The organism is Sulfurospirillum sp. MES (assembly GCF_000789415.1).
GTDB classification, from domain to species: Bacteria; Campylobacterota; Campylobacteria; order Campylobacterales; family Sulfurospirillaceae; genus Sulfurospirillum; species Sulfurospirillum cavolei.
In genome coordinates this window covers 336654-353958 of sequence record NZ_JSEC01000002.1, presented here as the reverse complement: position 1 = coordinate 353958, position 17305 = coordinate 336654, and the positions used below count along the sequence as shown (strand labels likewise).

Sequence of the window (17305 nt, the reverse complement as noted above, 5' to 3'; positions counted from 1 at the left end):
TAGCAAAAATTTTATAAATTTAGATACAATTTTACTTTAAAAGTTTTGACGAACGGACGGCACGCTTTTGAAAGTGAAACTTTGAAAGCGACGTGAAGATCGGGTAATCTTAATATTGATAGAGCATACCCGCGTACCTTCGGTGTTTTTATTTTTTTCATAAAGGTTTTGAGAATGTTAGTGGCTCCGAGTATCCTTTCTGCTGATTTTGGAAAGTTAAACGATGAGATAACGGCAATTTGTACGGCAGGATGCGATTTGGTGCATGTCGATGTGATGGACGGGCATTTCGTGCCTAACTTAACGATAGGTCCCGTCGTCGTTAATGCCGTAGCTAAGGTGGCTACAAAGCCTTTGGATATTCATTTGATGGTGGAAAACAATCCGTTTTTTGTCGACTTGTTTGCTCCTTTAAAACCTCGATACCTTTCCTTTCATATCGAAGAAGAGAAACATCCGCATCGTTTGATTCAAAAAATTAGGGATTTGGGAATTTCTCCGGCAATCGTGCTCAATCCGCACACGCCGCCTTCTTTGATCGAGTATTTGCTCGAAGATTTGGATATGGTGCTTTTAATGAGCGTCAATCCCGGATTTGGGGGTCAAAAATTTATTCCGAGCGTTTTGGAGAAAGCTTTGATCTTAAAAGAGATGATTTTAAAACGAAATGCCAAAACGTTGATAGAAGTGGACGGCGGCGTTAACGATACGAACATCAAGGCTTTAGCCGATGCGGGTGTCGACATCGTCGTTGCGGGCAATTACGTTTTCGGTTCCGATCATTATAAAAACGCGATCGATTCTTTAAAAGTCTAAGAATGTGGGTTAAAATTTGCGGTATTACCAACCTTGAAGACGCGCGGTGTGCAATCGATGCGCAAGCCGATGCGCTTGGCTTTGTTTTTTATCCGAAATCTCCGCGTTATATTCGCCCCGAAGAGGCTCAAGCGATTGCGCAACTGCTGCCTTTACATGTACAAAAAATCGGTCTCTTCGTCGACGTTACGCCTGAAGAGATCAATCTGACATGTCAGCAGGCGCGGATGGATACGGCACAGATCCATTTTGATGTAGACGATGCGTTTTTAGGTGCCTTACATGTACCGTATGTACGCGTCGTTCGCGCAAAAAATCCCTCCGACGTCGTGCGCTATGAAGGTTCGATTCGCTTGGTGGACGCCTATGTGGACGATTACGGCGGAGCGGGCAAGCGGATCGATCTTTCGTGGTTTGAGAATGCCGATAGAAAAAATATTATTTTAGCCGGTGGTTTAAGCCCTGAAAATATCGAACATGTGAAAGCCTTAGGCTTTTACGGCGCGGATGTCAGCAGCGGCGTCGAAAAAAGCAAAGGTATCAAAGATCATGCCAAAATCCGAGCGTTTCTTCACAAGGCAAAAGCGTGAGGCCTTTGGATACGTACATTACGAAAATGGTGCAAAAGCCGGTCTTTCACAAAGAATTTTTTGCCAAAATGCGTACCTTTAAAGAGTTGGAGCATATCGACGTCGAAGACGTGAACATGTTAAAACTTTTAGGGCTTCCTTTGATCAAATACTCCAACTATGCGTTTAGTTTAGAAACCGTCGACACCGACATCGCCGCGGGAAAATTTTGCATCGTCGACATCGAAGCAAACGGAAGCAAGCCGAGTCTGCATCAAATTATCGAAATCGGGGCGGTGATGATCGAAAGCGGCGTGGTCGTTGCCGAATTTTCTTCCCTTGCTAAAGCGGACGTATTGCCTGAAAGTATCGAGCAATTAACGGGCATTACGCTCGAAGAGCTTCAAAAAGCCCCGCCGTTGCGCCAAGTGCTTGAGTCGTTTCGACTTTTTTTAAAAGATGCGGTTTTTGTTGCGCATAACGTAAATTTTGACTACTATTTTATTTCATACGCGCTCGAACAAGCCGGATTTGGACCTTTACTCAACCGAAAGCTTGATACGATAGAGCTTTCCCGCAAATGTATCGAAGCACCGAAATACGGATTGGGTGCTTTGACGGAGTATTTGGGGATCGGTTTTGAACATCACCATCGCGCACTTTGCGATGCTAAAGCGACGGCGGAAGTGTTTTTTAAAGCGTTGGAAAAATTACCCGAATCGGTTAAAACCGTCGAAGAACTCATCGCTTTTACAAAACCGCAACATCTAAAAAAACGCAAAAAAGAGAAAGATGCGTCGTTTAAATCGAATACAACGCTTTAAAACGAACGTAATTTTCCGCCGATCGAAGTAAGGAGTCGATTTCGTTCTCGTTTAATTCACGCACGAATTTTGCGGGATTTCCCATAATGAGCGAACGCGGAGGAAAGACTTTGTTTTTCGTGACGAGCGATCCGGCTCCGACGATCGACGATTCGCCGATAATCGCACCGTCGAGAATCGTCGCACTCATACCGATCAGGCAGTTGTTCTCAATCGTACAGCCGTGTAGCATAACGCGATGTCCGATCGTGACGTTATCGCCGATGAGGGTTTCAAATCCGTCTCCTCTGTCTTCTCGCGTGTAATGCGTCACGTGAATCATACTTAAATCTTGAATGTTCGTATTGCGTCCGATGCGAATGCGATTGACGTCGCCGCGAATGACGCAGCCAAACCATACGGAGCTATTTTCCCCGATGCACACGTCGCCGATGACGTCCGCGCTCGGGGCAAGAAAGACGCTTTCGTGAATGCGAGGCGTCACTCCTTGAAATGCAATGAGCACGTTTAGCTCTCTTTAAAAAGACGTTTGACCAACTTCTCGGCTCTGTGCGTACTGTCTTTCTTTTGCGCTTTGTAGATTTTATTCATATAATCTTCTAAAATCGTATGGTTATTGATCGATTTTTCATCGCCGCTGACGGCTTGCGTGTAATCGCCGTTGCTTCCTAGATTCCAGCTTAAGGCATTGTCGTTCAGCTGCAATTGTAAAATTTCGAAGAGTTTTTGTTGCAAAGCTTTATCGAAAATCGGCGTCATCAGCTCCAAACGTCGCTCTAAGTTTCGAGGCATCCAATCCGCACTCGAAATAAACGTCGTGGTCGGCTCGGCATTTTTAAAGTAAAAAATACGCGCATGCTCCAAATATTTACCGACGATCGATTTGACGTGAATCGTTTCGCTCACACCCGCAACGCCGGGACGCAAACAACAAATACCTCGGGCAATAATATCGATCTGAACGCCCGCCATCGATGCTTCATACAAGGCTTGAATAACGTCCTGATCGACCAAAGAGTTCATTTTAACGATGATACGCCCTTCCGCGCCGAATTTGGCTTCATTGTGGATCAAGCTGACGACTTTAGGTTTGATTTGCGTCGGAGACATCGAAAGCGTTTGAAGCTTTTTGTATTTGGAAAAACCCGAGAGAATATGAAAAAACGTCGTACCGTCTTTCGCAAAATCTTCTTTACATGTAAAAAAACTGGTGTCGGTATAGACTTTAGCGGTAGCTCCGTTGTAGTTTCCGGTACTCAAATGCATGTAAAACTTGAGCTTGCCGTCTTCTTCTTGGCGAATGACTTGCGCGATTTTCGCATGGACTTTAAAACCCGTAATGCCGTAAACCACATGTGCGCCGGCTTGCTCTAACGCTTTAGCCCAATGCAAGTTGTTCTCTTCGTCGAAACGTGCTTTGAGTTCCACGACGGCAGTGACTTGTTTTCCCTCGTTTGCCGCATCGATCAAGGCTTGAACGATTTGAGAGTTCTTCTCCACGCGATAGAGCGTCATACGAATGGAGATCACTTTGGGATCTTTAGACGCCTCTTTGATCAGCTTTAAGACCGGATCGAAACTTTCGTACGGGTGAAACAGTAACACGTCGCCTTTATCGATAACTTTGAAAACCGATTCGTTGCTGTCAAAAGGCGGTAAAACTTTGGGATTGTACGGCGGTAACGCGAGATGCGAAAAGTCTTTGTTGCCGACGATTTGCCATAGCGCCCCTAAATTGAGCGGAATTTTATAGGTATAAATGTCTTTGAAAAAGATTTGCATGTGCGAATTTAAAAACTCTAAAATATCCGGATCGGCACCTTCTTCGATATTGAGGCGTACGAACGCTCCTTTACGTCTGAGTTTTAGTCCTTGCTCCATAATCATCATAAAGTCGTCGGCTTCCTCTTCCTCGATGACCATATCGGCGTTGCGCGTTACGCGAAACGCGGCGGAAGCGATGAGTCTATAACCGGGAAAAATCTCTTCGACATGCTTTTTAACGATCGATTCGATCGGAACGTAAGTGTTTTCGCCCGCTTGGAAAAAACGAGGCAGAACACGGGGAATGCGTATCATGCCGTATTTGTAGTTCCCTTCTTCTTCACTCTCTCCGTCTTGAAGTTTGACCGCCAACGAAAAGCTTAGGTTGTTGAGGTGCGGAAACGGATGGGTCGCGTTGACGGCGATAGGAACGATGACGGGCAGGATATTGGAAAAGAAATAGTCGTTGGCTTGACGCGCCAATACCGGACCTAATTCGTGGTAGTTTTTGATGTAGAGATTCTCTTTTTCCAAGTCGGCGACGATCTCTTCGTAACTGCTTTGAATCACCTCTTTTTCGCTTGCGAGGTAGGCTCTGATTTCGCGTAACTGATCGAGGGGCGTTTTTTGATCGGCTCCCGTTTCGATGACTCCGGCACTAAAAAGCTGTTTAAGTCCCGCCACGCGAATCATGTAAAATTCATCGAGGTTGGTAGCGTAAATCGCCAAAAATTTGAGTCGTTCGAACAAAGGCAACTCTTTTTTCATCGATTGGGCGAGGACTCTGGTGTTAAATTTGAGCCATGAAAGCTCGCGATTGAGATATAAGCTAGAGTCGTTTAAATCAGGCACGTCTTATCCTTTATAAAAAGTGGGGATATTTTATCGAAAAAAGGTTATAAAAAGGTAACGAAAACGTGCTTAAACGTTACGCTTTTTTGAGCTTTTCGATTTGGTCGCGCAGTTTGGCGGCTTTTTCAAACTCTAAAATCTTTGCCGCTTCCATCATCGCTTTGGTTAATTCGGCGATAATTTTTTTCTTTTGGGAAGGCGGAATCTTTTCCGTTTTTGAATAAACGTTGTAGAGTTCGGCTTGCTCTTCGAGTTTAAGATTTTCATCCATTTTTCGCGTCGTACTGTGCGGGGTAATGCCGTGTTCTTGGTTGAAGGCTTCTTGAATGGCGCGTCTTCGCATCGTCGTTTCAATCGCTTTTTGCATCGAATCGGTAATCTTTTCCGCAAACATCAAAACCCGACCGTTGATATTGCGCGCGGCACGTCCCATCGTTTGGATCAAGCTCGTTTCGGAGCGTAAAAACCCCTCTTTATCGGCGTCCAAAATCGCGACCAAAGAGACTTCGGGTAAGTCCAGTCCCTCCCGCAAAAGGTTAATGCCCACTAAGACGTCGAATTCGCCGTTACGCAGTGCGCGAATGATTTGATTGCGTTCGATTGCGTCGATTTCCGAGTGCATGTATTTGATTTTGATGCCAAGATCGGCGTAGTAACGCGTGAGCTCTTCCGCCATCTTTTTGGTCAGAACGGTCACGAGCACTTTTTCGTCTTTACATGTCACTTTTTTGATCTCGTCGTAGAGCGTTTCGACTTGATGCTTACTGCTTAAAATCTCCACTTCGGGATCCAAAAGTCCCGTCGGACGGATAATCTGTTCGGCAGTATTTTCGCCGCTGAGTGCTAACTCCAACTCTTTAGGCGTGGCACTCACGAACAAATAGCGCGGTGCTTTGCGGATAAACTCGTCGAACATCAACGGACGGTTGTCCAAAGCACTCGGAAGCCTAAAACCGTACTCTACCAAAACCTCTTTGCGACTGCGATCTCCCGCAAACATACCGCGAAATTGCGGCAGACTGACATGGGATTCGTCGACGATGACGAGGTACTCTTCGTTCATGGCTTCAAAGTAATCGAAAAGCGAGTAGGGCGTGCCGCCCGCTTCGATGCCGGTGAGATAGCGCGCATAGTTTTCGATGCCTTTGCACATGCCCGTACTTTGGAGCATTTCAAGATCAAATTCGACGCGTTGTTTGAGGCGTTGGTATTCGACCAGTTTGTCCTCTTGTTTCAAAAACGCCAAACGCTCTTCGAGCTCTGTTTCGATCTGTTTGATGGCAAGTTGAAGGCGTTCGTGTCCGACGATAAATTGATTGGCGGCGTAGATAACGACTTTGGTGAGGGATTGTCTTTTTTGATTGAGTAAAACGTCAAAATAGTAGATGCTCTCAACTTCGTCGCCGAAAAATTCAACCCGTATCGCCTCTTCTTCGTTGTAGGCGGGATAGATATCGACGATGTCGCCGTTGACCCTGAAACAGCCCCGATCGAAATAGACGTCGTTGCGTTTATACCCCATATCGACCAAACGTAAAAGCAGGGTTTTTTGGTTGATCGAAACCCCTTTTTCGATGATTTGTACCATTTTTTTGTATTCGTGCGGATTGCCCAATCCGTAGTTGGCGGAGACCGAGGCGACGCAAATGACGTCGCGATACGAAAGCAACGAAGCGGTGGCACTGAGACGCAACCTCTCAAGTTCTTCGTTGATCGAACTGTCTTTCTCGATGAAAAGATCGCTTCGCGGAATATAGGCTTCGGGCTGATAATAATCGTAATAACTGATGAAATACTCCACGTGGTTTTGAGGGAAAAACCCCTTAAATTCACTGTAAAGCTGGGCGGCAAGGGTTTTGTTGTGCGTCATAATCAACGTGGGCATTTGTAGCGTTTGGATAATCTGTGCCATCGTGTACGTTTTGCCGCTTCCGGTCACGCCGATGAGCGTTTGGTAACGATTGCCTTTTTGAATAGACGCGCTCAGTTTAGCGATCGCCTTGGGTTGATCGCCGGAGGGTCGGTAGGGACTTTGAATGTGAAAAGGGTTCATATAGACACTTTGGGAATAATTTTGTTACAATTATAGCAAACAGTCCACCATGGAGCCTTAAATGCAAGAGCAAACCATCAACGTTTTAACGCAAAAGATCGGCGAACTTGTCGAAAAATACCAAGAACTTCAAGCGCAAAACGAGTTTTTACGCCAAGAACTCGTCAAAGAAAAGGCTCAAAGCGAAGCCAAAAGCGTGCAAATCGCCAAGCTGGAAAACGACCTGATCAGCAAAGACGTCAATGCCGACGACCTTTTGAGCAAAATCGAAGCCGTGCTTAAAAAATGAATAAGATTACGATCAGCCTCGGCGGCAAAGATTACGACATCAAGTTGGAAGGCGATTTTGCCGTTCAATTTGAACAAGATTTTAAAGAACGGTTTAAAAATAGAAGCACCATCGATCCTAAAGAGTTACTGTTCGCGTATGTCGGTAAATGCTACGACGCTTTTATGTTGGAAAACGAAATCGCGCAATTGGTACGAAAGTTAGACGAGCTTTAAGTTAGACTTTACGTTCCTTTCATTATAATCCTAACAATTGTCAATAAGTGTATTGGCAAACACCATAACAAGGAGTTTTCATGAGAAAAGGTTTCACGATGATCGAATTGATCTTCGTCATTGTTATTTTAGGTATCTTGGCGGCAGTGGCATTGCCGAGATTGACGAGTACCGCTACTGATGCTAAAGTTGCAACTGCAGAAGCATTTATCGGTACACTCAATCGTTCCGTGGGACCAGCAATGTGGTCACGTTCCATGAGAGATGGCAATGGTTCTGTTACAGGATTTACATTGTCTAATTATACTGAAGTTCCTTCAGGTGTAACGATTGATTTACGTAATTGCTCTAACACAGGTGATGGTAATGGTTCTAACGCAGGTACTTATGGCACTCCTGCATTGCCAGCTCAAGAAACTATTTATTGTCGAGATGGAAATGCAACGACTGCTCCATTGTTTGGTTTTTCATCAGATTTAAATGCTTCTGTACAACAAGCAGGTAATAAATAGAAAATTTTAATAAATATTGCTAGAAAAGTCATAACTTTTTCTAGCAATATTTTATAGAGGTCGAGCATGACGAAAGCATTTACAATGGTTGAGCTTATTTTTGTCTTAGTTATTATAGGTATTTTGTCTGCTATTGCCATTCCTAGATTGGGTAGTGTCCGTGAAGATGCTATTATTTCCAAAGGAAAAGCAGAGGTTGCTTCCATCCGTAGCGGGATTGCGCTGTTGAAATCTCAACGCCTCCTTGAAGGTAATACGACACTTCCTCCAAAGCTGGATGCTGCCAATGCAAATACGGCGGGTGCATCTCTCTTTAATGGAGGGCTTTACGGTAATGTACTCTCTTCTCCTATTTATGCCAAAGAAAGTAGCCGTGACAACGGATGGATAAAAACAGACGATACAACGTATAAATTTTATATTAACGGTGCAGCGATTTCCTTTACGTATAGTACGACAGCGGGTACGTTTGATTGTAATGCAAGCGACACCACAACAGGTACGAATTGTAAATTATTAACGCAATAAATGTGTTTTACTACCAAATCTCTCTTTTAAAATCTCCGCTTTCGCCTTTAAGCTATAGCTCCGATGCGCCGCTTGCACGAGGTACGCTGGTGGAAGTGTCGCTTTCGCGTCGAACGATGCGCGGCGTCGTGTTGGAAAGCGTTGAAGAACCCTCCTTTACATGTGAGTGCATCGGATCTACATGTGAGCTTTTTTATCCTCCTAAAATCATCGAGCTTGCCCGTTTTATCGCGGAGTATTACGTCTGTTCTTTGGGGGAAGCTTTAGCCTTGTTCGTTCCTTACGACACGCACGCGTCTTGCGAACTGAAGGTACAAACGAGCACGTCGATTGTGCTTTCTTCGGAACAGCAAAAAGCGTTGGATTTTATTCAAGAGCATTCTTCGTCGTTGCTTTTCGGAGATACGGGAAGCGGTAAAACCGAAATCTATATGAAACTTTTCGAACAGTGCATTGACGAGGGCAAGCAAGCGATCTTTTTGCTTCCCGAAATCGGCTTAACCCCGCAAATGAAAGAGCGCTTGAAGAAGCATTTCGGTTCCCATGTCGCCATTTGGCACTCCAAAATTAGCGCGAAGAAAAAAGAGCAGATTTTAAGCGATCTTTCTGAGGGCAAAATCGCCGTCGTGGCGGGAACGCGTTCGGCACTTTTTTTACCGTTTTCGCATTTAGGGTTTATCGTCGTTGACGAAGAACACGACGAAAGTTACAAATCGGGTTCACGTCCACGCTATAACGCCAAAGACTTGGCACTTTTGTTCGGGCAGAAATTAGGCATTCGCGTGCTTTTGGGTTCGGCGACGCCAAGCCTTGGAAGTTTTCAAAAACTGCCGACGTTTCGACTCAAAGGGACGTTTTTCCCTTCGCAAAGCAAGGTTTTGTACGATGAGGGCGAACACGGCATTTCGTACGTGATGACGCAAGCGATTCAAAACGCGCTTAAAGCGCACCGTCAAGTCGTCGTCTTTTTACCGACGCGCGCCAACTTCAAATACGTGACATGTAAAAAGTGCGGCGCGCATATCGAATGTCCGTTTTGCAGTGTTGCGATGAGCTTGCACCATGCCGCAAACGCGTTGAAGTGCCATTACTGCAATTACGCCGAGACGATTCCGAGCGTTTGCCCGACGTGCGGTCACGACGAGATTATCGCCGAACGCTTAGGAACGGCGGAAGTCGCCCAAAAACTCCAAGCGCACTTTGAAAGCTTTGTCGTTCAACAGTTCGACCGCGACGTCGTGCGTACCGAAAAGCATTTAAGCGAAATTTTAACGCGCTTTAACGAACATCGCATCGACATTATGGTCGGAACGCAAATGCTCTCCAAAGGGCACGACTACCACGACGTCGGGCTTGCCGTTATTTTAGGAATCGACGCCTTAATGGCTATGAGCGATTTTCGAGCCAGAGAAAAAACGCTGGCGTTGGTCAAACAAATCGCGGGAAGAAGCGGGCGTAAAGGTTACGGAGAGGTACTGATTCAAACCAAAAACGCCGCTTTTTTCAAGCGTTATTTAGACGATTTTGAGGCATTTTTACACGAAGAAGCCCAGAGTCGAAAGGGGCTTTATCCGCCGTTTAAAAAGATGCTTCGATTGATGAGTTCGCATGCCAAAGAGGAAAAAGCCCAAGCGATTATCGAGCACGTCGTAGGTATCGCCGCACACTTTCCAAACGTCGAAGTCGTGGGATTCGGCAAAGCGAATATCGCTAAAATCGCGGGTAAATACCGTTACGAACTTTTAGCAAGAAGCGACTCAAGCAAAGCATTGCTTGAATTTGCCCATGCGCTTCGATCCTTACATGTCGAAGCCGATATGGATCCTCTGTCTTTTTCTTAAAAACAAAAAGTGTATAATCTTTTCTATTCTCAAACCCTCTGTAACAACGGCGTATGAAACACGATCTCCAAGGGAACGTATAGTTTCTACCGTAGAGAGTCGTTTTGAGAAATGAATGTTACAGATACGATAAAGTTGGATCAATCATGATAAAACGCTACCCAACCAAACAAATTTTTGTCGGCAACGTGCCTATCGGCGGCGATGCCAAAATACCCGTTCAATCGATGACGTTTTCCAAAACGCACGACGTGGACGCGACGGTCGAACAGATACGTCGGTTGCATTTTGCCGGATGCGACATCGTTCGCGTCGCCGTTCCTAACGAAGAAGACGCTCGCGCTCTTAAAAGTATCAAAGCGCAAAGTTCGCTTCCTTTGGTCGCAGATATTCATTTTAACTACCGTTTAGCACTCATTGCCGCGGAAGTCGTGGATTGTATTCGCATCAATCCGGGCAATATCGGCACTAAAGCACGCGTGAAAGAGGTCGTCAAAGCATGCAACGAAAGGGGTATTCCGATTCGTATCGGCGTTAATAGCGGTAGTTTGGAAAAAGAGTTTGACGAAAAGTACGGCCCGACCTCCAAAGGTATGGTCGAATCGGCACTTTATAATATCAAATACCTTGAAGACTTAGGCTTTACGAATATGAAAGTCTCCCTCAAAGCCAGCGACGTGGAGCGCACCGTCGAAGCGTACCGTATGCTTCGTCCTTTGGTCGATTACCCGTTTCATTTGGGCGTGACCGAAGCGGGCACGCTTTTTCACTCAACCGTCAAATCTTCCATCGCGCTTGGAACGCTCTTGTTGGAAGGTATCGGCGATACCTTGCGCGTATCGATTACGGGAGAGTTGGAAGAAGAGATCAAAGTAGGGCAGGCTATTTTGAAAGACAGCGGCGTGCAAGCCGAAGGTCTCAACATCATTTCCTGCCCGACGTGCGGACGTTTGGAAGCCAATCTCGTCAATGCCGTTGCCGAAGTAGAACGTCGTACGAAGCACATAAAAGCACCGCTGAATATCTCGGTAATGGGATGCGTGGTCAATGCCATCGGCGAAGCTAAACATGCCGATGTCGCCATAGCGTTCGGTAAAGGACAAGGACTCGTGATGGTCAAAGGCGAAGTGGTTGCCAAACTCAAGGAAGAAAATTTGGTCGATACCTTTTTAGAAGCCGTCGAACGTGCCGCCAAGGAGTATAAAGCGTGAATAACCTCCACAATATCAATATCGAGCGTTCCGTTTTAAGCTCTATTTTGTTTAATCCCGCAACCTTTGAAGATGTCGCGGCAAACCTGAGTGCAAAAGATTTTTACTTACCGAGCCATCGCTATATTTACGAAGCGATGGAAGCGTGCGAGCGGGAAGATTTACCGATCGATGAAGAGTTCATCAAGAAGAAGCTGAATCAACAAGGGCGATTTGATGAAGACGCAATGTTGGAAATCCTCTCGACCAATCCGCTTCCGGCAACCAAAGCGTATGTCGAAGAGATTAAAGAAAAAGCGATTAAGCGGGAGTTGGTGCAACTAACCAGCGACATCAAAGAGATTGCGGTCGAAAAAGACCTTCCCTCAAGCGACGTCGTGGACTTGGTGCAGCAAAAACTCTATCAAATTACGCAAGAAAACAGCTCGCGAGAATTCCGTGAATCGCCCGAGATGACGCATGCGACCATCGCGCACATTCACGAGATGAAAAAACGCGGTAATTCGGGCGTCGTCGGCGTCGACACGGGTTTTGCCGAGATCAACAAACTGACGACCGGCTTTGGAGAAGGCGATCTCATCATCGTCGCGGCACGTCCGGCGATGGGGAAATGTTTGGCAAAAGGTACGAAAGTCCTGATGTTTGACGGAACGTTGAGAAATGTTGAAGATATTGCCGTAGGCGAACTGCTGATGGGCGATGACTCGACACCGCGAAAAGTGCTCTCTTTGGCACACGGTACGGAAAAAATGTATTGGGTCAGACAAAATAAAGGCATCGACTATCGCGTCAACGAGTCGCATATTCTCTCTTTAAAACGTTCGCGTAATGAAGGCAAACACCGACACGGCGATGTCGTCAATATTTCGGTTCGAGACTATTTACGCAAAAGTAAAAAATTTAAAAATAATCATAAGGGATATAAAGTTCCCGTGAAATTTATGGAAAAAAGCGTTGAAATTGAGCCTTATTTCTTGGGTTTATGGTTAGGCGACGGTCGAAAATCCGACGTTCGAATCGCGACGCAAGATCGTGAAATCGTAGCGTATCTTCACGCGTATGCGACGCGATTGGGCTTAGGCGTTAGTCGCTCCGACGAAAACGAAAAATGTCCTATGTATGCGATCGTCAATACCGACAATACGAAAAAAGAGAGCTTACAGGCTCTCTTACGTCAAGAAGGATTGATCGATCATAAGCATATTCCGCAAGATTATCTGATTAACTCTACGCAAAAGCGTTTAGAGCTTTTAGCAGGATTGATCGACAGCGACGGGCATTACGATGCACAATGCAACGGGTATGAAATTACTCAAAAAGACGAGCATCTTGCCGAGCAAATTAAATTCCTTGCCGATACTTTAGGCTTTAGAACCTCCCTCAAAGCAAAAGAGGCAAAAATCAAGTCTCGGGATTTTACATGTAAGGTGTATCGGGTTCGCATTTTCGGGAACGTCGATTCGATTCCCGTGAAAGTGAAGCGTAAAGTAGCACAGCCTTGGAGCGTTAAACGTAGTTGGAACCAAACGGGTATTCGCGTCGAATACGATCAAGTCGACGAATATTTCGGCTTTGAAATAGACGGCAATAGCCTCTTTTTATTGGAAGATATGACCGTAACCCACAATACCGCGTTTTGTCTCAATTTGGCTCAAAACGCTTTGAATGAAGGGCGCGGCGTGGCGATCTTTTCGTTAGAAATGCCGGCTGAACAGCTGATGCTTAGGATGCTCAGTGCTAAAACGTCGATTCCGCTTCAAAAACTCAAAGTCGGCGACATGAACGACGAGCAGTGGGGACATTTGACGCGTGCGGCGGACGAAATGAGCAAACGCAAATTTTTCGTCGACGATAACGGCTCGGTGGACATTCACCAAGTGCGCGCGAAACTTCGAAAACTCAAGTCCCAACATCCCGAAATTTCGTTGGCGATTATCGATTATTTGCAGTTGATGACCTCCGGCGGCAATCGTGATCGGCATTTGGAAGTCAGCGATATTAGCCGAGGATTGAAGCTTTTAGCGCGTGAATTGAGTATTCCGATTATCGCGCTTTCTCAGCTAAACCGAGGTTTGGAAGCCAGAAGCGATAAGCGACCGATGCTGAGCGATCTTCGTGAATCCGGAGCCATCGAACAAGATGCCGATATGATTTTGTTTGTTTACCGCGACGACGTGTATAAAATTCGCGAAGAGAAAGAAAAAGAGCAAAAAGCACGCACGGAAGGCAAAGAGTACAAAAGCAATTTCTTTGAAAAACCTGAAGAAGACGCCGAAGTGATCGTCGGTAAAAACAGAAACGGTCCTGTGGGCGTGGCAAACCTCGTCTTTCAAAAAGCGTGCACGCGCTTCGTGGATCGTAAAATGGGTATTCCGATCGAAGTGGTGCAGTATAACGCTTCGATCAATCCTCCCGAAGCTAAAATCGACTTACCGCCGTTGTAATGCGCGATCTACCGCTCTTTGCGAACAAAAAAGAGTTTTTTGTTTTGATGGGAGCGGTCGTTTGCATAGCGTTTATTTCACTGCTTTTTGAATTTTACCGTTACCAAAGCTTGGTCAAAGAATCCTTACATGTAGGAAAAGCGACCGTTTTAAACCATTACCGCAAAACCAACGATAAAGGCAAAACCTACGACGTTTTAAAGCTCAAACTAGATTTAGGCGGTGCGGAAGTTTACACGACGTCGTGGCGTGCGATGGACGTGACGTTTCAAAGTAGGGTAAAAGTCAAGTTAAAAGTCGATAAGGTCACTTTTTACGATTACGTGAAAGGTTTTTACGCACCCAATCTTTCGATCTACGAAATCTATGAAGACGCTCCGCCGTGGAATGCCAAAGCGTGGTATCGCTTCATTGCCGAGCAACACGAAAATGAAAAGCTTGCCGAGTTGTACCAAACGCTTTTTTTTGCCACGCCGATTTCCAAAGAGTTGCGAGACGAGGTGCAAAAATGGGGTATTTCGCACTTGATCGCGATTAGCGGCTATAACGTCGGCGTGATTAGCTTTTTACTTTTTTTCTTCCTTCGCCCGATCTATCGTTTTTTTCAAAGTCGCTATTTCCCGTATCGTAACGCAACGTTTGATTTGAGTTGTATCGTTTTTGGCGTTTTGTTTGGCTATATGGTCGTGCTTGATTTTATGCCTTCGTTTTTAAGGGCTTTTGCGATGAGCGTCTTTGGCTTTTTCCTTTTCTCCCGCGGTATCAAACTTCTATCCTTCGGAACACTTGGACTGACGTCGTTGTTTTTACTGGCACTTTTTCCCTCTCTTTGGTTTTCGCTTTCGTTTTGGTTCTCCGTTGCGGGCGTGTTTTATCTTTTTTTACTTTTGCATCACTTCGGAACGCTACCAAAAGGCGTTTTAGTGCTTATCGTCGATTTGGGCGTTTTTTTCTTGATGCTACCGCTCGTGCATACGTTTTTCCCCGTCTTTACCTTTTTACAATTAACGACTCCGATAACCAGCCTTGTGTTCGTGGCTTTTTATCCTTTGGGCGTTTTGTTACATGTCATGGGTTACGGAGGGCTTCTCGATGGTGTGCTTTTAGCGTTTTTAAGCGTGCCCTCAACGTACTATTTTCTCAATTTTCCCGTATGGTTTTTAGCGCTTTTTGTTCTTTTATCGTTGGGGGCGATTCGTTTTAAAAGCCTTGTGTTCGTCTGTTTAGGCTTGAGCGGCGCGAGCCTCTTTTTGATTCAGTAAAAAGCAAAGTTTTAACCCGTAAAGGTAGATAAACCACGAGAGGTAAATCCAGATAAAGAAGAAAAGTAAAATACTAAAAGAGCCGTAAATGCTGAGGTAGGTTTTGTTGTACGTGACGTAAAGGACGAAGACGATTTTGGAGCAGTACCAACACAACGAAGCGATAAACGAGGCGATCAGTACGCTTTTAAAGTAAATTTTGATTTTGGCGGAGATGCTGTAAAGCGTAAAAAAGAGTAACCAGATGACCGCATATGCCATCAAGTTGACGACAAACGGCGAGTCGCTCGTCACAAACGATTGAACGTAAAAAAAGACGATAAGCCCCAAGGGCATTAACGTTACGGTCGTCCAATACGTCGAAAGGGCTTCCCAAAAACTACGGGTCGGAATTTCAAAGATTTTGCTGACGATTTTTTCGTAATCCAAAAAGAACATAACCGAGATATACACCACAAAGATAAGCCCTACGACGCCCATATTGCCGGTGTTTTCCATAAAATCGCGCAAGTAGCGTATCATAACGTCTTGTTGGGTCGGAATCAAAGAACTGAAGATAAACCCTTGAAGCTTTTCGTAGTAAACTTCAAACAGGGGCATTTTGGTGAAAATACTAAAGGTAACGAGTAAAATAGGAATCAACGAAAGAATCGTATGAAAGCTTAAAGAAGAGGCGTAGTGCGCTAGTTCTACGTCTCTTAAGGTTTTGAAAAAGTCTTTACACTCTTTCGCGCTTAACACTAAAGCCCCATTTTAGACGGATTGAGAATATTGTTGGGATCAAACGCTTTTTTGATCGAGCGGAAGAGTTCCATCTCCGCATCGCTGAACGCCAAATGCATAAAAGGCGCTTTACTGAGTCCGATACCGTGTTCACCGCTCAATGTTCCGCCTAAAGCAACGGTAGCTTTGAAAATTTCTTCGATGGCATGATGTCCGATTTCGAGCTGTTTCGGATCGCTTCCGTCGACCATCACGTTAGTATGCACGTTGCCATCACCCGTATGCCCGAAGCATGGAACCGTGACGTCGTATTTTTGTGCAATTTCACCGATCGCTTTAAGAAGTGCGGGAAGCTTGCTTCGCGGAACGGTAATGTCTTCGTTGAGTTTTTTACTGCCGTAAATCGTGATAGACTGGCTGGCATTGCGTCTGGCGAACCACAAATCTTTGGATTCTTGTTCGTTTTGTGCGCGTTTAAAGTGAGAACAGCCGTTTTCATGGAACGCTTTTTCGATAATGTCGAGTTGTTGGCTTAATTCGTCTTGGCTATTCCCGTCCACATCGGTAATCAAAATAGCACCCGCATCGATCGGGAGGCCTTTATGGAATTTTTGCTCGACCGCACGAATCGAGTAATTGTCTAAAAACTCCATCGCAACGGGCGTGACGCCTAATGCCATCGTTTTATAAACCGCGTTCATCGCATCATCGACGCTCGGGAAAACGCCCATGGCGGTTTGTGCCATTTTGGGTTTGGCGATGAGTTTAAGCGTGATTTCGGTAATTACGGCGAGCGTTCCTTCGCTGGCGATTAAAATACCCGCGATATTGTAACCCGCAACGTCTTTAATGGTACGTTTGCCCGCACGAATGATTTCGCCGTTTGGAAGTACCGCACGAAGTGCCATCACGTAGTCTTTGGTAATTCCGTATTTTGCCGCACGCATACCGCCGGCATTTTCGCTGACGTTTCCTCCAAGGGTTGAATACTCTTCGCTCGCCGGATCGGGCGGGTAAAAAAGACCTAGCTCTTCGACCGCTTTTTGAAGGTGCATGTTGATAACGCCCGGTTGCACGACCGCGACCATATTTTCCATATCGATTTCAAGGATTTTGTTCATATGTTTTTCAAAGGCAAGGACGATACCGCCGTTTGCGGGTAATGCACCGCCGGTAAATCCGCTTCCCGCCCCGCGAGGCGTGATCACGATGCGGTGTTCGTTACAATACGTTAAAATCGCCGCGACGTCTTCTTCATGGCGTGGAAACAAAACCGCGTCGGGTAAGTAACGCGTACGCGTCGCATCGTAGCAATACGCTAGAAGATGGGCTTTATCGTCATAGACGTTTTCTTCGCCTAAGAGGCGTTTAAAATGGCTAAGATGGCTTGTCTCTAACATTG

At 45.6% G+C, this 17305-nt stretch carries 16 protein-coding genes; 11 read left to right on the top strand and 5 right to left on the bottom strand.

Translation table 11 applies throughout. The features are described 5' to 3' along the window. Positions 1-174 precede the first annotated feature (174 nt). Genes rpe through OA34_RS05285 form a run of 3 tightly spaced genes read left to right on the top strand, consistent with a single transcriptional unit; the run spans position 175 to position 2209 of the window. Entirely contained in the window at positions 175-816 is a 642-nt protein-coding gene (gene rpe / locus OA34_RS05295; RefSeq protein WP_039673107.1) for a ribulose-phosphate 3-epimerase, read from the top strand. Positions 817-818: 2 nt separating this feature from the next. Further along, positions 819-1406, top strand: coding sequence for a phosphoribosylanthranilate isomerase (locus tag OA34_RS05290; protein WP_039673105.1), 588 nt, complete (start codon positions 819-821; stop codon positions 1404-1406). After that, positions 1403-2209: a 3'-5' exonuclease gene (locus OA34_RS05285; protein ID WP_039673103.1), complete on the top strand. Its 807-nt coding sequence runs from the start codon at positions 1403-1405 to the stop codon at positions 2207-2209. The genes OA34_RS05290 and OA34_RS05285 overlap by 4 nt, the downstream gene beginning before the upstream one ends. On the opposite strand, the gene OA34_RS05280 is transcribed toward OA34_RS05285, so the two are convergent. From OA34_RS05280 to uvrB, 3 genes are all read right to left on the bottom strand, one after another. Further along, on the bottom strand, positions 2187-2714 hold the full coding sequence (locus tag OA34_RS05280; RefSeq protein WP_039673101.1) for a gamma carbonic anhydrase family protein: 528 nt from the start codon (positions 2712-2714) through the stop codon (positions 2187-2189). The two genes, OA34_RS05285 and OA34_RS05280, sit on opposite strands and share 23 nt — an antisense overlap. Before the next feature lie 2 nt (positions 2715-2716). Beyond that, positions 2717-4825: an RNA degradosome polyphosphate kinase gene (locus OA34_RS05275; protein WP_039673099.1), complete on the bottom strand. Its 2109-nt coding sequence runs from the start codon at positions 4823-4825 to the stop codon at positions 2717-2719. Positions 4826-4901: 76 nt separating this feature from the next. After that, a complete protein-coding gene (gene uvrB / locus OA34_RS05270; protein WP_039673097.1) occupies positions 4902-6878 on the bottom strand; it encodes an excinuclease ABC subunit UvrB in 1977 nt (658 codons plus the stop codon). Positions 6879-6939: 61 nt separating this feature from the next. On the opposite strand from uvrB, the gene OA34_RS05265 reads away from it, so the two are divergent. From OA34_RS05265 to OA34_RS05230, 8 genes are all read left to right on the top strand, one after another. Then, complete coding sequence (locus OA34_RS05265) at positions 6940-7167, top strand: hypothetical protein (protein WP_039673095.1); 228 nt, start codon at positions 6940-6942, stop codon at positions 7165-7167. After that, complete coding sequence (locus OA34_RS05260) at positions 7164-7382, top strand: hypothetical protein (RefSeq protein ID WP_039673093.1); 219 nt, start codon at positions 7164-7166, stop codon at positions 7380-7382. The genes OA34_RS05265 and OA34_RS05260 overlap by 4 nt, the downstream gene beginning before the upstream one ends. Positions 7383-7462: 80 nt before the next feature. Further along, entirely contained in the window at positions 7463-7894 is a 432-nt protein-coding gene (locus tag OA34_RS13570) for a prepilin-type N-terminal cleavage/methylation domain-containing protein (RefSeq protein ID WP_286682866.1), read from the top strand. Between the two features lie 66 nt (positions 7895-7960). Then, positions 7961-8422, top strand: coding sequence for a type II secretion system protein (locus OA34_RS05250; protein WP_039673091.1), 462 nt, complete (start codon positions 7961-7963; stop codon positions 8420-8422). Positions 8423-8424: 2 nt separating this feature from the next. Next, positions 8425-10263: a primosomal protein N' gene (locus OA34_RS05245; RefSeq protein WP_039673089.1), complete on the top strand. Its 1839-nt coding sequence runs from the start codon at positions 8425-8427 to the stop codon at positions 10261-10263. A 146-nt stretch (positions 10264-10409) separates the two neighbouring features. Further along, positions 10410-11474, top strand: a complete 1065-nt coding sequence (gene ispG / locus OA34_RS05240; protein ID WP_039673087.1) for a flavodoxin-dependent (E)-4-hydroxy-3-methylbut-2-enyl-diphosphate synthase — start codon at positions 10410-10412, stop codon at positions 11472-11474. Next, complete coding sequence (gene dnaB, locus OA34_RS05235) at positions 11471-13918, top strand: replicative DNA helicase (protein WP_286682865.1); 2448 nt, start codon at positions 11471-11473, stop codon at positions 13916-13918. Before ispG ends, dnaB begins: the two co-directional genes overlap by 4 nt. Then, positions 13918-15180: a ComEC/Rec2 family competence protein gene (locus OA34_RS05230; protein ID WP_039673085.1), complete on the top strand. Its 1263-nt coding sequence runs from the start codon at positions 13918-13920 to the stop codon at positions 15178-15180. Before dnaB ends, OA34_RS05230 begins: the two co-directional genes overlap by 1 nt. On the opposite strand, the gene OA34_RS05225 is transcribed toward OA34_RS05230, so the two are convergent. Next, complete coding sequence (locus OA34_RS05225) at positions 15142-15921, bottom strand: YihY family inner membrane protein (protein ID WP_039673083.1); 780 nt, start codon at positions 15919-15921, stop codon at positions 15142-15144. The two genes, OA34_RS05230 and OA34_RS05225, sit on opposite strands and share 39 nt — an antisense overlap. Next, positions 15921-17303, bottom strand: a complete 1383-nt coding sequence (glcD, locus tag OA34_RS05220) for a glycolate oxidase subunit GlcD (protein ID WP_039673081.1) — start codon at positions 17301-17303, stop codon at positions 15921-15923. The genes OA34_RS05225 and glcD overlap by 1 nt, the downstream gene beginning before the upstream one ends. Between the last annotated feature and the right edge of the window lie 2 nt (positions 17304-17305).

Excerpts from the sequence above, each read along its gene's own strand:
- glcD (WP_039673081.1), bottom strand. The coding sequence starts at position 17,303 with ATGTTAGAGACAAGCCATCTTAGCCATTTTAAACGCCTCTTAGGCGAA.
- OA34_RS05260 (WP_039673093.1), top strand. The coding sequence starts at position 7,164 with ATGAATAAGATTACGATCAGCCTCGGCGGCAAAGATTACGACATCAAG.
- OA34_RS05250 (WP_039673091.1), top strand. The coding sequence starts at position 7,961 with ATGACGAAAGCATTTACAATGGTTGAGCTTATTTTTGTCTTAGTTATT.
- OA34_RS05265 (WP_039673095.1), top strand. The coding sequence starts at position 6,940 with ATGCAAGAGCAAACCATCAACGTTTTAACGCAAAAGATCGGCGAACTT.
- OA34_RS05290 (WP_039673105.1), top strand. The coding sequence starts at position 819 with ATGTGGGTTAAAATTTGCGGTATTACCAACCTTGAAGACGCGCGGTGT.
- ispG (WP_039673087.1), top strand. The coding sequence starts at position 10,410 with ATGATAAAACGCTACCCAACCAAACAAATTTTTGTCGGCAACGTGCCT.
- OA34_RS05230 (WP_039673085.1), top strand. The coding sequence starts at position 13,918 with ATGCGCGATCTACCGCTCTTTGCGAACAAAAAAGAGTTTTTTGTTTTG.
- uvrB (WP_039673097.1), bottom strand. The coding sequence starts at position 6,878 with ATGAACCCTTTTCACATTCAAAGTCCCTACCGACCCTCCGGCGATCAA.
- OA34_RS13570 (WP_286682866.1), top strand. The coding sequence starts at position 7,463 with ATGAGAAAAGGTTTCACGATGATCGAATTGATCTTCGTCATTGTTATT.
- rpe (WP_039673107.1), top strand. The coding sequence starts at position 175 with ATGTTAGTGGCTCCGAGTATCCTTTCTGCTGATTTTGGAAAGTTAAAC.